The following is a 12,956-nucleotide window of genomic DNA, read 5'->3' as shown; positions in this document are numbered from 1 at the left end:
AGGACGCGCATATTGCTTCGCACAAGGCTCTGTCGCCGATGCTGCGGTGCGACATAAACCTTTACTTTTTTTAGCCGGCAAACGCCTTGACCCTCATGGAGTCGAGCCGTAAGGTCTGCCGCTCGTGCCCAGGAGAAGTTGATGAAGAACCCGTTTCGCTTTTGGATGACCAGCGGCATTGCGATCATGGTGGCTGCCGTCAGCGGGGGCCGTGCCTTCGCCGGCGAAGAGCGCCTCACGCTGACGCGGGTCAGCCGATACAGCGTCTCCGAGACGGTGCATCGCATCGAGGCGAGCGCACAGCGCCATGGCATGCACGTGCTGGCCTGCCTGCCGCAAGTGGTCAACGCGCAAACGGGCGAGTCACGCTATGTGATCGTGCTCGAGTCGTCGCAGGGCGGCACGCCGGTGCAGATGGAAACGCCCGATGCACAGCCCGATCTGCTGATGAGCGTGGTACTCAAGATCGGCCAAGAAGGTGGCACCGAAGTCTTCATGTACAGCGGCGCGCTGCGCGACTTGCCCGAAGGCCTGTCGGCACAAGTGCAGAACGACCTGGCCGACATGCCGGCCATGCTCGAAGAAGCGCTTTCCGTCTGAGGGAGAGCCGCCAGCTTCTCAGGCCAGCCCGAGCATCCCTGCGACCGCACCCAGCGCGATCAGCCACATCGGGCTCACCCGCGTCTTCACCATCACCAGCACGGTGACGGCCACCAGCACGACAGCGCCAATGCTGTCTCGTGCGGGCTCCGACAAGATCCACCCCGTCGACAACAGCAGACCCAAGGTCAATGGCGCGAGGCCGGCATTGAAGGCCCGCACGCCGATCGTCTCGCGCCGTGCGCGTGCCCATCGCGTCGCATAGAGCGTCAGCGTGCTCGAGGGCAGCATGATGCCGGCCATCGCAGCCAGCGCACCCGCCAGACCCGCCACGTTGTAGCCGATCACCGCGACGAAGAGGATGTTCGGCCCTGGGGCGGCCTGCGCCAGCGCTACCGAGGCAGTGAACTGCTCGTTGCTGATCCAGCCATGCTCGTTCACCAGGTAGCGGTGCATGTCGGGTGCGGTGGTGATGGCGCCGCCCACGGCGATGAGGCTCAATGCAGCGAAGTGCATGAACAGCGCAAAGAACTGCACAGCGGTGAGCGAGTTCATTGCGGCTGCTTGAGCTTGAGCCAGGCCACGGCCACGGCGAGCGAACCCAGCCCGAGGACCACCCACCACAGCGGCAGGCGCAGCACCGCCACCAGCACGAAGGTGAGGGCGCCGACCAGCAGGCTGCCGACGCGGCCCAGCGGGTTGCCCTTGAGCGTGGGCAGCAGCTTGATCGCGGTGGCGATGATCAAACCGGCCGCCACGGCCCCCATGCCGCGCAGCGCCTGGTTCACCAAGGGGTGATGTGCGTATTGGGCATAGAGAGCGGCTGCTGCCAGCACGATGACCAGCGGCACGAGCAAGATGCCACCCAACGCAGAGAGGGCGCCGCGCAGCCCGAAGAAGCGGTCGCCGATCATCAGCGCGAGGTTCACCACGTTGGGCCCGGGCAGCACCTGTGCGGTCGAGAGCAGTTCAAGAAACTGTGGCGGGTTCAGCCAGCGCTGCCGCTCCACCAGCTCCCGCTGCGCGACCGCGAGCACGCCACCGAAGCCTTGCAGGGCGAGCCGCGTGAAGACGACGAAGAGCTCGGTGCACGACGTGGGCTCGCGCATCGCGGGCTCGTCATCGTGCTGGGGCAAGGATGCAGCTCCGGGCTCTGAACTGTTGGTGCGCGGCGACTCCGCCTTCGATCATCCGCGCAAGACCTTGAGTGCCGCGGGGTTCACGATGCCGGTGGGGGTGCCGTTGACGAAATTCACCACGTTGTCGAAGGCGGCGCCAAAGTAGAGCTCGTAGCTGTCTTGCTCCACATAGCCGATGTGCGGCGTGCAGACAGCGTTTTCGAGCCGCAGCAGCGGGTGGCCCTGCAGGATGGGTTCGGTCTCGAACACGTCGACGGCCGCCATGCCCGGGTGGCCGCGATTGAGTGCCGACACCAGCGCGCCTTCTTCGATCAGCTCGGCGCGCGAGGTGTTGACCAGCAGCGCGGTCGACTTCATGCGCGACAGGTCTTCGAGCGTGACCATGCTGCGCGTGCCGTCGACCAGCCGCAGGTGCAGCGTGAGCACGTCGCTCGCCTCGAAGAAGGCCTCGCGCGACTCGGCTGCGGCGTAGCCCTCGGCGCGGGCGCGTTCGCGCGCCTGCTCGCTGCCCCAGATCAGCACGTTCATGCCGAAGGCCTTGCCGTAGCCGGCCACCAGTTGGCCGATGCGGCCGAAGCCCCAGATGCCCAGCGTCTTGCCCTTGAGCACCATGCCGATGCCGAAGTTCACCGGCATCGACGCAGCCTTCAAGCCCGACTGCTGCCAGGCGCCGTGCTTGAGGTTGCCGATGTACTGCGGCAGGCGGCGCATGGCGGCCATGATCAGTGCCCAGGTCAGCTCGGCGGCAGCCACCGGCGAGCCCACGCCTTCGGACACCGCAATGCCGAGGCGTGTGCACGTCTCGATGTCGATGTGGGAGCCGGCCTTGCCCGTCTGCGCAAGCATCTTGAGCTTGGGCAGCTTCTCGAGCAGTTGCTTCGGGAACTGCGTTCGTTCGCGGATGAGCACCAGCACCTCGGCGTCGCGCAGGCGCACCGAAAGCTGGCCGATGCCCTTGACCGTGTTGGTGAAGACCTTGGCGTTCAGGTGCTCCAGGCGGGCGGCGCACTTGAGCTTGCGCACGGCGTCCTGGTAGTCGTCGAGGATGATGATGTTCATCAGTAAGGTACTGCTGGCGGGAAATGTCGATTGTGCCGCTTCAACGTAGCATGCGGGCTCGACAAATCCGGAGACACCATGTCCATCACCATGTATTCGGCCAGCGTGCCGGTGTTCGTTCGACTGCTGGGCAATCTGAGTGCCTGGCTCGACAAGGCCGCAGCACACGCCGAAGCCAAGAAGTTCGACCAGAGCGTCTACATCACCAGCCGGCTCGCGCCCGACATGCTGCCCTTCCCGAACCAGATCCAGATCGCCTGCGACGGCGTGAAATTCGGCGTGGCGCGGCTGAGCGGCGTCGAGGCACCGAAGTTCGAGGACAACGAGACCACGCTGGCCCAGCTGAAGGAACGCATCGCCAAGACGCTGGCCTTCGTGCAATCGGTCGATGCCGACAAGATCATCGGCACCGAAGAGAAAGATATCAACGTGCCGCGCCGCGCCGGCGTGCTCGTGATGAAGGGCGAGCGCTACCTGCACCAGTTCGTCATGCCCAATTTCTACTTCCACGTGACGACCGCGTACGCCTTGCTGCGCCACAACGGCGTCGAACTGGGCAAGGCCGACTTCCTCGGCAGCTTGCAGTGAGCTGAACATGCTGGAGACGCTGGGCATTCACGACTTGCCGCTGTTCATTGCAGCGGGCTTGCTGCTGAACGTGACGCCCGGCGTCGACCTGCTCTATGTCGCCGGCAACACTGCCACCGGCGGGCGCCGAGCCGGCGTGCTGGCCGCACTGGGCATCGGGGCAGGGTGCCTGTTCCATGTGACGCTGGCGGCACTGGGCCTGTCGGCCTTGCTGGCGGCCTCTGACCTGGCGTTCACGCTGGTCAAGTGGGCTGGCGCGGGTTACCTTGTGTGGATGGGCATCGGCATGCTGCGGTCAGCGGGCGGTGCTGCGCTGCCGCCGGCTGCCGTCGACCCCCGCCGCGTGTTCTGGCGCGGTGTGTTGACGAATGCGCTCAACCCCAAGGTGGCTCTGTTCTTCCTGGCATTCCTGCCGCAGTTCATCGAGCCTCACGGCGGCCACCAAGCCGTGGCATTCGGGTTGCTCGGCCTGCTGTTCACACTGGGCGGTACGGCTGTGTCGCTGGTCGTGGCCTGGGTGGCGGGCATGGCACGCGATAGGCTGGCAGGCAGCACGCGTGCAAGCCGTCTCGGCACGTGGCTGCAGCGCGCTGCGGGCGCGATGTTCGTGGTGCTGGGCGTGAAGCTGGCCGTGGGCGGCCGCTAGACGCACCTCAGCGGCGGAGAGCCGCTTACAGCGGCAAGAAAGCCGTGTTGCCTTCGCCTTCGGGAAAGGCGCTGTCGATCTGCTGCATCAACTCCTGGCGGTGCATCTCGCTGTTGGCCTGACCCGCTGGCAGCGCGCTGAGCAGCGCGTGGCGCAGGCGCCAGAGTTCGATCACCTCGGTGGCCGTGCGCACCTGGCGTTGCAGCAGGGCGCCGGTGTTGCCTTCGATGTCGGCCGCGGCGCGCATGAAGCAGGTCTTCATCTCGACGAAGGCACGACGTGCGGCCATGCGCGCCAGCCGGTCTTCCGGCATGCCGAAGGCAGGCAGGTGGTCGGCGTGGTTGAAGGTGAGTTCTTGCATGGCGGTGTTCATGTAAGGAATTGTGGGCAGCCCGCTACCCGCCCAAAGCGTAAAAAGCGACGCACTGGCCGCCCACTTCGCTGTGGCGGCGTGGGCAAGCCCCATGGGGTGTGACGCAATCGACGGGTTACGCTCTCGCCCCATGAACGGAGACGGGAAGAACGCATGAAATGGCTTCGCCGCGGCGCATGGACGCTGCTGATCGTGTTGCTCATCGTGGCCGCCGTGTTGTGGATCTACAGCCGCCGCGTGTTGCCGATCACCAAGGGCACGCTGGTGATGCAGGGGCCGCACGCCGAAATCAGCATCGCGCGCGATGCCAATGGCATCCCAACCATCAAGGCGGCCTCGCGCGACGACGTGATGTTCGGCCTGGGTTATGCGCACGCGCAAGACAGGCTGTGGCAGCTCGAGACGCACCGGCGCATCGGCTCCGGCCGACTGGCCGAAGCCTTCGGCGAGTCGGCGATCGAAGCCGACAAGTTCCTGCGCGCACTCGGCGTGCGCCGCGTCGCTGCAGAGCAGTACGCGCAGGCCAGCCTCGATTCGCGCGCCGCATTGACGGCCTACGCCGCCGGCATCAACGCCTATGTGCAGAACGAGCTGAGCGCCAGGCCGCCGGAGTTCATGCTGCTCGGCGTGCAGCCCGAGCCGTGGACGCCCGAAGACAGCATGGCCTGGGCCACGATGATGGCCTGGGACCTGGGCTCCAACTGGTCGGCCGAGCTGCTGCGCCTGCGCATGTCGCTCAAGTTTCCGGTTGATCGCGTCAACGAACTGCTGCCGCCGTACCCCGGTGACAAGCCCTTGCCCACGGCCGACTACGCCGCGCTGTTCCGCGGCCTGAAGCTCAGCGCCACCACGGGCCAGCAGGCACTGAACGCCGCACCCGAGTCGGGCGTGGAAGGCATCGGCTCCAACAACTGGGTGGTGCATGGTTCGCACACCGAAAGCGGCAAGCCGCTGCTCGCCAACGACCCGCACCTCAAGCTCACCGCGCCAGCGCTGTGGTACCTGGCGCGCTTGGAGGCGCCGGGCTTCAAGGTGGCTGGCGCCACGATGCCGGGCTTGCCCTTCGTCGTGATCGGGCAGAACGAGCACCTGGCCTGGGGACTCACCAACACCGCACCCGACGTGCAAGACCTCTACCTTGAGCGCATCAAACCCGACGATGCCACGATGTACCAGACGCCCGAGGGTTGGGCCAAGTTCAAGAGCGTCGAAGAGATCATCAAGGTGAGGGGCAAGCCTGACGTGACGCTGATCGCGCGCAGCACTCGCCATGGGCCGGTGATCTCGGACGCCGGCGGCGCCACCGAAGGCCTTACCGGTGCACCGGCGCCCGGCGCGCCATCGGCCTATGCGCTCGCGATGCGCTGGACGGCGCTCGACGTGGACACCGGCACCATGGACGCCGGCCTGGCCTTCAACACCAGCCGCACGGTGGCCGACGTGATGGCCGTGTCGAGCAAGTACCTGGCGCCGATGCAGAACATCGTGATCGCCGACGACCAGGGCCACATCGGCATGGTGTCGGCCGGCCGCGTGCCGGTGCGCAAGCCCGAGAACGACCTGAAAGGCCTGGTGCCCTCGCCAGGCTGGGATGCGCGCTACGACTGGGCCGGCGTGCTCGAGCCGACGTGGACGCCGCGCGAGACCGACCCGCCGCGCGGCTGGATCGCCACCGCCAACCAGCGCATCCACCCGCTCGACTACCCGCATTTTTTGACCAGCGAATGGGCCGCGCCGTACCGCCACCAGCGCATCGAGCAGCTGCTGGCCGCCAAGCCCAAGCACGACCTGGAGAGCCTGCGCGCCATCCAGGCCGACGAGTTCTCCGCAGCGACGATGCGGCTGATGCCTTACCTGCGCAAGGCCACGGCGGCGCACCCGCTTGCGCAGGCCGCGCAGCACGAGCTGGCGGCGTTCGATGGGGTGATGTCGGCCGACAAGGCTGCACCGCTCATCGCCTGGGCCTGGGCGCGGCAGTTGACGCAGGCGATCTTTCGCGACGAGATCGGCGACCCGTTGTACGAGAAGCAGATCAACACCCGCAGCTTCCGCGAGGCGCTCGAAGGCGTGCTCGAACGCAACGACGGATGGTGGTGCGACAACAAGGCCACACCGGCCGCCGAGACCTGCGGCGAGCAGGTCAACACTGCGTTCACGCTCGCACTGGAAGAGCTCCAGGCCGCCCAGGGGGCAGACGTCACGGCATGGCAATGGGGCAAGGCGCACATCGCGCGCTCGGAACACCGGCCGTTCACCCGCGTGAAGCCGCTCAACCGATGGTTCGAGCTGCGCACGCCGGTGGGCGGCGACACCTACACCGTCAACTACTCGCGCGTGAGCATCAAGCCCGACGTGACGACCGGCGAGCTCTACCTCGACGAGTCGGGCACCTCGTTCCGCGCGCTGTTCGACCTGGGCGAGCCCGCGCAGTCGCGCTTCATGTTCTCGAGTGGGCAATCGGGCATCGTGTTCTCGCCGCTCTACAGCCGCTTCGTCGAGCCCTGGCGCAAGGTGCAAGACGTGCCCGTGTGGGGTGGCGAGGCGGTGCGGACGCTGGTGCTCAAACCGAGGCCTTGATCCGTCGCCTCCAGGTGCGCTGAGGCGAGTGGCCGTCAACCAGCAAGCCTTTGTGGCAGCAGCGTGTGAACTGTGTGAGGAAAAGAACGGACGCCGCTCATGGCGTGACGCCCGTTGACGAGGGCGTTCGCACCTGCGCGGCTGTGAAGGCGGTCAACTCTCGGTCACTCCATGCGCATGACTTGAGTGGACGCTGCGGTTGAAATGCGTGTCGGCACGCCGCGCACCCAAGCGGCGTTTGCCGCAATCCAACAAGAGACCTTCGCCATGGCTTCCAGTCGAACACCCCTGTCCGCGCGTGCGCTCCGTGTGACCTTGCTGATGAACATGGCGGCGGTGCTCGCTGCATGCGGCGGTGGATCGCAGGATGGTGTGTCCGGTACGCCCGTAGCGACTGCACCTGCACCTGCACCTGCACCTGCACCTGCACCTGCACCTGCACCTGGCCCAGCTCCGGCACCCGCACCCGCACCCGCACCCGCACCCGCACCCGCACCAGCGCCCGCGCCAGCGCCAGCGCCAGCGCCAGCGCCCGCGCCCGCGCCCGCGGCCTGCGACCCGCTGGACAAACGGGTGCGCTCGACCGCGCTGGCGGTCGGCGGCAACGCGGCGCCCAACGACGAATACACGCCTGCCGTCATGGCCCCACGCAGCGACGGCAGTGCGCTGCTCGCCTGGACCGACAAGGGCACCCAGTCGATCAAGATGGCGTTGCTGACCGCGGGCGACGCGCTTGCCCAGACCTTGCCCGGTGTCGCAGGGCTGGAAGTGCACGCCATGCTCGCCACGGCGAACGGTGCGGCACTGGCTGTGATGGCCAATGACCCGGACATCTACTCCTCCAAGTACTGCCAATCGAGCGCCACGCCGAGCAATTCGGTGTGCGGCAAGATGGACCTCGTGCGTGTCGATGCAGCTGGCACCACGCTTACCCGGACCACGCTGACGAAGAAGGGCAACGTCGACAGCGTCGGTGCCCAGTTCATCTGGTGGTACGGCCACACCGCACGGCTGGCCACCGACGGCTCGAAGATCGGCGTGTACTACCGCTCCGCACTGTCGACCGAGCGCCCCAACGTGGCTGGCGAGGTCGACATCCATGCGGGCGACACGCTGAAGTTCGTCGATGGGGCCACCGGCGGCTTGCTCTCCGGCGGCTGGGATTGGGGTTGCAGCCACAGCTGGTCGGTGCGGCTGGCCCACAACGGAACGCAGTGGGGCGCCGCCTGCCATGGCGATGCCTACCCGAATGCGATGCAGGTGGCGCGCTTTGCCAGCACCTCGTCATCCGCCAGTTCGTTGCAGTGGGTGAGCGGCACCGACCCGGCGCAGCGCGCCCTCGGCGGCCTGGTGCCCACCAGCGGCGGCCATTGGCTCAACTACATCGAGTCGAGCGGCGGCAAGCTGGCGTTGAAACTGGCCAAGGTGCCGGAGAGCGGCAGCGCGCTGACCGCCGTCACCACGGTGACCGATGCCACCGGCATTGATGCGACCTATCCGTTTCGGCCTTACATGGCGGCCTACGGCGCCGGCAAATTGCTGATGGGCTGGAAGGCCGGTGGCAAGCTCGTGCTGGCCGTGGCTGATGCCACCACCGGTGCCATCCTCGAAGGGCCCGTCACGACCACGCTCGCGATCGACCAGTTCCAGGAGATGACGAGCACACCTTCCGGTGATGTCGTGTGGGCCTACAGCCCGGGCGGCTCCAAGGTCCAGGTGCAGCGGGTGTCGGCGTGCAAGTTGCCGTCATGACGGCGCCCGGCAGCCATGCCGTCGTCGGTGCACTCGTCGACTGACCAACTGGCACAGAGAGCCTGCGGCCCGTCGCGCCTTACTGCTTGGCGGGCAGCACATAGTCCATCGTGTAGAGGTGCTTGCCGTCGACGATGTCGATGGTCAGCGTGCCCGAGAGTCCGGTCAATTCGTCTGTGCCGGAATCGGGAATGACCAGCACGGTCAGCGACGGAGCGCCGCGGTTCATCGTGCCCAGGTGCTGCAGCATGAAGGACCCGGTGGGGCCGTGGAGCGTGCCAGTCACGCGCTCGATCGCGACGTAGCCAGCCGACCCCTTCACCGCCGTACCGCCCGCGAGCATCTCGCCCTTGCTCGTGCCTTGCAGGTCTCCGCTGAAGACCTTGTCGATGGACATGCGCCCGAGGCCCGACTCGGCGTCGGCGAGGGGTTGCGGCTGCAGCTTGACTTCGAACGTACCAGTGGCGTGGATGGACATGGGATTGACCTTCAGCTTGCGCGGCGGCGCGATGGAGGAGGACTGGGCACTCGCGGGCTCGCACATGCCCAGGCTGGTGGCGGCGCGCAACAGAGCGACGGCTGCAGCAGAACGAAGACGTGTCGACTCCATGGCATTTGATTTGCGCGGCAGGCGCTTTTACTCAGGCAGGCGGCCTGGGTTGAATCAAGTCCCACTGGTTGCCATAGAGATCCCGGAACACGGCGACGGTGCCGTAGGACTCTTCCTTCGGCTCGCGAATGAAGACCACGCCCTTGCCCTGGTAGTTGCGAAAGTCGCGCCAGAAGTCGTCGGTGAAGAGAAACAAGAACACCCGGCCGCCGGTCTGGTTGCCGATGCGCGAGGCCTGTTCGTCGTTGCCGGCTCGGGCGAGCAGCAGGCGCGACTCAGTCGATCCCGGTGGCGCGACGATGACCCAGCGCTTGTCCTGGCTCGCGATGTAGGTGTCTTCGACCAGCGTGAAGCCAAGCGTCTTCACATAGAAGTCGATGGCTTCGTCGTAGTCGCGCACGACGACGGAGATTTGGCCGATGGACTGTTTCATGGTCAGTTACCGGGCGAATGTTTACTCTATGCGTTCAAAAAAATAATCAGAGCATTCATGTGGGCGTTGTTCGACGTGATACATGAAGTCGCTTTGCTCTGGCTCTCCTGGAGTGCTGCCAGGGTCGCCTTCGAAACTTGAAAGATGAAACCCATCGTGCCAGAGCCCGCCTTCCGTCATGCGTTTCACATAGATGTACTTCGCTGCAGAAACGCCAGCTCTAGCCAAGATGTTGCGCAGACAAATTCCGTCAACTACGACGGACAACCGGAGAACCGCCGCTTTCTTGATTTGCGTCTGCAGACGTTCGTAGTCGACAAGTTCTTCGTAGGGACGGCTGGAGTTGGCTGGAGTTACGACGTCGTCGGTATGTACAACTAAAAGGCTAAGCCGCGAACCGATTGAAGAAGCAAGATGAGACTTGCCTGCGCCCATGAAACCTTCTACACCAATGACCGACCCCGGCTCACACTCAGACAGTCGCGAACATAGTTCGTCGATATCCAGAAGCTCAGGCAACGCGGTGCTCAAGTGCTCAGTGCGGACTTGCTGCGCCGGTCTCCCAGACCGGCTTGTCACACCTGCCCGAACAACGCTTTGCGCTGAGCCGTATAGCTCCACCACGGCGCTGGCGCCGCGCCGGCCATGAAGTCGGTGGCGGCCATGAAGGTGTCGAGAACGCACGGGTCGTGGCGCTGGCCGGTGATGGCACACAGCTGCTGGTAAAGCACGAAGGCGTCTTTGCCGCGCAACTGTTTGGGGTGATCGATGCCGATCAGGCGCAGGTCTTCAGCCAAGGCAGGGCCGATGTTGGGCAACTGCTCGAGCGCCTGGCACTCTGCTGCGCTGTGCGCCTTCGGAGCTTTGATTGCCGGCGCCTTGACGGCCTGAGCTTTGACGGATGAGGCAGTGGCCATGACAACTTCGCTCACATCGGCATGTTGTTGCGGATCAAGCCGACCGCCAGGCCTTCGAGTTCGAAATCGACGTCACCGAAGGGGATGACGATGGGCTGGAAGTCGGGGTTCTCGGGCAGCAGCTCGATGCTCGTGCGGGTGCGCTTGAAGCGCTTGACGGTGACCTCGTCGCCCAGGCGCGCGACGACGATCTGGCCGTTCTTGGCATCCTTGGCTTTCTGCACGGCGAGCAGGTCGCCGTCCATGATGCCGGCGTCTCGCATGCTCATGCCCTTGACCTTCAGCAGGTAGTCGGGCCGGCGCGGGAACATGCTGGCTTCCATCAGGTAGGTCTGGTCGATGTGTTCTTGCGCGAGGATGGGGCTACCGGCTGCCACCCGGCCCACCAGCGGCAGCGTGAGCTGCGACAGGCTGGGCAAGGGCAGGCTGTACTGCTTGCCGCGGCTCTCGTTGAGCGCACGCAATGTGTCAGACTTCAAACGGATGCCGCGCGAGGTGCCACCCACGAGTTCGATGACGCCTTTGCGGGCGAGGGCCTGCAAATGTTCTTCGGCCGCGTTGGCCGATTTGAAGCCGAGTTCGGCAGCGATTTCTGCCCGCGTGGGCGGCGCGCCGGTTCGTTCGATGGCGCTTTGCACCAGGTCGAGAATCTGCTGCTGGCGGTCGGTCAGTTTGGGCGCTTCGTACATGGCAATCCTTGTAGCGACAGGGCGGAACGTTCGAGGCTGAACATCCATCCAGTGGCTGTATTTTCATCCAGCTTTGAGAAAAATGCAAAAGAACGCAAGCACGATCGTGGTTCTCGGCACCGGCGGCACCATCGCCGGCACATCGGCCGTGGCCGGCGACAACGTGGGCTACACCGCGGCGCAGATCGGCGTGTCGCAACTCGTGCAGGCCGTGCCGGCCTTGGCTGCCGTGCCGCTCGAATGCGAGCAGGTCGCACAGCTCGACAGCAAGGACATGAGTTTTGCGGTGTGGCGCAGCCTGGCGCTGCGCGTGGCGCACCACCTGGCGCGAGCGGACGTGGCCGGCATCGTCGTGACCCACGGCACAGACACGCTCGAAGAGACGGCCTACTTTCTGCAGCGCGTGCTGGCACCAACCAAGCCGGTGGTGATGACGGCTGCGATGCGCCCGGCCACCTCGCTGCATGCCGATGGCCCGCAAAACCTGCTCGACGCGGTGCGGGTGGCGAGCCATGCTGGCGCGCGGGGCGTGGTGGCGGTGGTGAACGGCCAGGTGCACGGCGCGCACGACGTGCGCAAGACCCACACCTACCGGATCGACACCTTCAGCTCGAGCGATGCCGGGCCGCTGGGCGTGATGGAAGAAGAGAAGCTTCGCCTTTGGCGCGCGTGGCCGCAGGGCGTGGCGATGGGCGCCGAGCGCCTGCCGGCAGACGTGAGTGCGTGGCCGCGCGTCGAGATCATCGGCAGCTATGCCGGCGCGAGTGGTGCGGTGGTGCGGGCGCTGTGCGCAAGCGGTGTGCGGGGGCTCGTGGTGGCGGCCACCGGCAACGGCACGGTGCACCATGAACTCGAAGCCGCGCTGCTGGAGGCGCAGGCGAGCGGGGTTCGGGTGTTGCGCAGCAGCCGCTGCTTGAACGGCAGGGTGCTGGGCCAGGCCGACGACAGGTTGCCGTCGGCCGACGACCTCACGCCGGTGAAGGCGCGGGTCGAGCTGATGCTGGGAATGATGTCCCTGCTGAAAGCCTGAACTGCTCCTCCGTTCGAGCTGAGCTTGGCGAAGGCTGCGCAGTGTGCGAAGGCCCATCGACTGGCTCAGCGCCAACGAGAAAGGCTCAGACCACCGTCAGCGTGACGTCGATGTTGCCGCGGGTGGCGTTCGAGTACGGGCACACCTTGTGGGCAGCAGCGACCAATGCTTCGGCCTGGGCCTTGTCGAAGCCGGGGATCGTGATGGCCATCGCCACCTGGATGCCGAAGCCGCCGGGGATCGGGCCGATGCCGACGTCGGACGTGATCGACACGTCGTCCGGCAGCTTGATCTTCTGGCCGCCGGCAACCGCCTTCATCGCACCGATGAAGCAGGCCGAGTAGCCGGCAGCGAACAGCTGCTCGGGGTTGGTGCCAGCGCCGCCTGCGCCGCCCAGTTCCTTCGGGGTGCTGAGGTCGACCTTCAGGGCGCCATCAGACGATGAGGCGACGCCGGTGCGGCCGCCGGTGGCTGTGGCGTGGGCGGTATAGAGAACTTTTTCGAGTGCCATGGTGTGCTCCTTCAGGGGTGGATGGGTCTAAG

16 protein-coding genes are annotated in these 12,956 nt (G+C 65.9%); 6 read left to right on the top strand and 10 right to left on the bottom strand.

Annotated elements, in window-relative coordinates; genetic code table 11:
* The first annotated feature begins 141 nt into the window (after nt 1–141).
* Complete coding sequence (locus tag AC1DYS_RS22785) at nt 142–600, top strand: hypothetical protein (protein ID WP_477903392.1); 459 nt, start codon at nt 142–144, stop codon at nt 598–600.
* An 18-nt stretch (nt 601–618) separates the two neighbouring features.
* Here the strand turns inward: AC1DYS_RS22785 and AC1DYS_RS22780 are convergent, their stop codons facing one another.
* The 3 genes from AC1DYS_RS22780 to AC1DYS_RS22770 form a co-directional block, all read right to left on the bottom strand.
* Nucleotides 619–1,155 carry a chromate transporter gene (locus AC1DYS_RS22780; protein ID WP_477903390.1) on the bottom strand — a complete coding sequence of 179 codons (537 nt, stop codon included), beginning with the start codon at nt 1,153–1,155 and terminating at the stop codon, nt 619–621.
* Nucleotides 1,152–1,709 carry a chromate transporter gene (locus AC1DYS_RS22775; RefSeq protein WP_477903806.1) on the bottom strand — a complete coding sequence of 186 codons (558 nt, stop codon included), beginning with the start codon at nt 1,707–1,709 and terminating at the stop codon, nt 1,152–1,154. The genes AC1DYS_RS22780 and AC1DYS_RS22775 overlap by 4 nt, the downstream gene beginning before the upstream one ends.
* A gap of 78 nt (nt 1,710–1,787) precedes the next feature.
* Nucleotides 1,788–2,798, bottom strand: a complete 1,011-nt coding sequence (locus AC1DYS_RS22770) for a D-2-hydroxyacid dehydrogenase family protein (RefSeq protein ID WP_477903388.1) — start codon at nt 2,796–2,798, stop codon at nt 1,788–1,790.
* Between the two features lie 78 nt (nt 2,799–2,876).
* Here AC1DYS_RS22770 and AC1DYS_RS22765 point away from each other — a divergent pair, with 78 nt between their 5' ends.
* The gene (locus AC1DYS_RS22765) at nt 2,877–3,386 is read left to right on the top strand and encodes a DUF1993 domain-containing protein (RefSeq protein WP_477903386.1); all 510 of its coding nucleotides are present in this window, start codon (nt 2,877–2,879) and stop codon (nt 3,384–3,386) included.
* 7 nt (nt 3,387–3,393) lie between these two features.
* Nucleotides 3,394–4,032, top strand: coding sequence for a LysE family translocator (locus AC1DYS_RS22760; RefSeq protein ID WP_477903384.1), 639 nt, complete (start codon nt 3,394–3,396; stop codon nt 4,030–4,032).
* A 25-nt stretch (nt 4,033–4,057) separates the two neighbouring features.
* On the opposite strand, the gene AC1DYS_RS22755 is transcribed toward AC1DYS_RS22760, so the two are convergent.
* Entirely contained in the window at nt 4,058–4,393 is a 336-nt protein-coding gene (locus tag AC1DYS_RS22755; protein WP_477903382.1) for a hypothetical protein, read from the bottom strand.
* 165 nt (nt 4,394–4,558) lie between these two features.
* Between AC1DYS_RS22755 and AC1DYS_RS22750 the strand changes: the two genes are divergently transcribed.
* Nucleotides 4,559–6,982: a penicillin acylase family protein gene (locus tag AC1DYS_RS22750; RefSeq protein WP_477903380.1), complete on the top strand. Its 2,424-nt coding sequence runs from the start codon at nt 4,559–4,561 to the stop codon at nt 6,980–6,982.
* A gap of 267 nt (nt 6,983–7,249) precedes the next feature.
* Nucleotides 7,250–8,734: a hypothetical protein gene (locus tag AC1DYS_RS22745; RefSeq protein ID WP_477903378.1), complete on the top strand. Its 1,485-nt coding sequence runs from the start codon at nt 7,250–7,252 to the stop codon at nt 8,732–8,734.
* A gap of 79 nt (nt 8,735–8,813) precedes the next feature.
* Here the strand turns inward: AC1DYS_RS22745 and AC1DYS_RS22740 are convergent, their stop codons facing one another.
* The 5 genes from AC1DYS_RS22740 to lexA are packed head-to-tail and all read right to left on the bottom strand — an operon-like array spanning nt 8,814 to nt 11,383.
* Nucleotides 8,814–9,344 carry a DUF3224 domain-containing protein gene (locus tag AC1DYS_RS22740; protein ID WP_477903376.1) on the bottom strand — a complete coding sequence of 177 codons (531 nt, stop codon included), beginning with the start codon at nt 9,342–9,344 and terminating at the stop codon, nt 8,814–8,816.
* Nucleotides 9,345–9,375: 31 nt separating this feature from the next.
* Nucleotides 9,376–9,777, bottom strand: coding sequence for a VOC family protein (locus AC1DYS_RS22735; protein WP_477903374.1), 402 nt, complete (start codon nt 9,775–9,777; stop codon nt 9,376–9,378).
* 21 nt (nt 9,778–9,798) lie between these two features.
* Entirely contained in the window at nt 9,799–10,308 is a 510-nt protein-coding gene (locus AC1DYS_RS22730) for a P-loop nucleotide/nucleoside kinase family protein (protein ID WP_477903372.1), read from the bottom strand.
* A gap of 44 nt (nt 10,309–10,352) precedes the next feature.
* On the bottom strand, nt 10,353–10,694 hold the full coding sequence (locus AC1DYS_RS22725) for a helix-hairpin-helix domain-containing protein (protein WP_477903370.1): 342 nt from the start codon (nt 10,692–10,694) through the stop codon (nt 10,353–10,355).
* An 11-nt stretch (nt 10,695–10,705) separates the two neighbouring features.
* Nucleotides 10,706–11,383 carry a transcriptional repressor LexA gene (gene lexA / locus AC1DYS_RS22720; protein ID WP_477903368.1) on the bottom strand — a complete coding sequence of 226 codons (678 nt, stop codon included), beginning with the start codon at nt 11,381–11,383 and terminating at the stop codon, nt 10,706–10,708.
* Nucleotides 11,384–11,465: 82 nt separating this feature from the next.
* On the opposite strand from lexA, the gene AC1DYS_RS22715 reads away from it, so the two are divergent.
* Entirely contained in the window at nt 11,466–12,413 is a 948-nt protein-coding gene (locus tag AC1DYS_RS22715; protein WP_477903366.1) for an asparaginase, read from the top strand.
* An 85-nt stretch (nt 12,414–12,498) separates the two neighbouring features.
* Here AC1DYS_RS22715 and AC1DYS_RS22710 read toward each other — a convergent pair whose 3' ends face one another.
* Nucleotides 12,499–12,924 carry an organic hydroperoxide resistance protein gene (locus tag AC1DYS_RS22710; protein ID WP_477903364.1) on the bottom strand — a complete coding sequence of 142 codons (426 nt, stop codon included), beginning with the start codon at nt 12,922–12,924 and terminating at the stop codon, nt 12,499–12,501.
* Nucleotides 12,925–12,956 lie beyond the last annotated feature (32 nt).

The sequence above is a fragment of the Rhizobacter sp. P2_G4 genome, from assembly GCF_056403575.1.
This window is presented reverse-complemented; position numbering and strand designations above follow the sequence as displayed.

What these genes read in the sequence shown, in the direction of transcription:
- AC1DYS_RS22725 (WP_477903370.1), bottom strand. Translation starts at nt 10,694, where the DNA reads ATGGCCACTGCCTCATCCGTCAAAGCTCAGGCCGTCAAGGCGCCGGCA.
- AC1DYS_RS22735 (WP_477903374.1), bottom strand. Translation starts at nt 9,777, where the DNA reads ATGAAACAGTCCATCGGCCAAATCTCCGTCGTCGTGCGCGACTACGAC.
- AC1DYS_RS22765 (WP_477903386.1), top strand. Translation starts at nt 2,877, where the DNA reads ATGTCCATCACCATGTATTCGGCCAGCGTGCCGGTGTTCGTTCGACTG.
- AC1DYS_RS22710 (WP_477903364.1), bottom strand. Translation starts at nt 12,924, where the DNA reads ATGGCACTCGAAAAAGTTCTCTATACCGCCCACGCCACAGCCACCGGC.
- AC1DYS_RS22715 (WP_477903366.1), top strand. Translation starts at nt 11,466, where the DNA reads ATGCAAAAGAACGCAAGCACGATCGTGGTTCTCGGCACCGGCGGCACC.
- AC1DYS_RS22775 (WP_477903806.1), bottom strand. Translation starts at nt 1,709, where the DNA reads ATGCGCGAGCCCACGTCGTGCACCGAGCTCTTCGTCGTCTTCACGCGG.
- AC1DYS_RS22760 (WP_477903384.1), top strand. Translation starts at nt 3,394, where the DNA reads ATGCTGGAGACGCTGGGCATTCACGACTTGCCGCTGTTCATTGCAGCG.
- AC1DYS_RS22750 (WP_477903380.1), top strand. Translation starts at nt 4,559, where the DNA reads ATGAAATGGCTTCGCCGCGGCGCATGGACGCTGCTGATCGTGTTGCTC.
- AC1DYS_RS22770 (WP_477903388.1), bottom strand. Translation starts at nt 2,798, where the DNA reads ATGAACATCATCATCCTCGACGACTACCAGGACGCCGTGCGCAAGCTC.
- AC1DYS_RS22745 (WP_477903378.1), top strand. Translation starts at nt 7,250, where the DNA reads ATGGCTTCCAGTCGAACACCCCTGTCCGCGCGTGCGCTCCGTGTGACC.
- AC1DYS_RS22780 (WP_477903390.1), bottom strand. Translation starts at nt 1,155, where the DNA reads ATGAACTCGCTCACCGCTGTGCAGTTCTTTGCGCTGTTCATGCACTTC.
- AC1DYS_RS22740 (WP_477903376.1), bottom strand. Translation starts at nt 9,344, where the DNA reads ATGGAGTCGACACGTCTTCGTTCTGCTGCAGCCGTCGCTCTGTTGCGC.
- AC1DYS_RS22755 (WP_477903382.1), bottom strand. Translation starts at nt 4,393, where the DNA reads ATGCAAGAACTCACCTTCAACCACGCCGACCACCTGCCTGCCTTCGGC.
- AC1DYS_RS22785 (WP_477903392.1), top strand. Translation starts at nt 142, where the DNA reads ATGAAGAACCCGTTTCGCTTTTGGATGACCAGCGGCATTGCGATCATG.
- lexA (WP_477903368.1), bottom strand. Translation starts at nt 11,383, where the DNA reads ATGTACGAAGCGCCCAAACTGACCGACCGCCAGCAGCAGATTCTCGAC.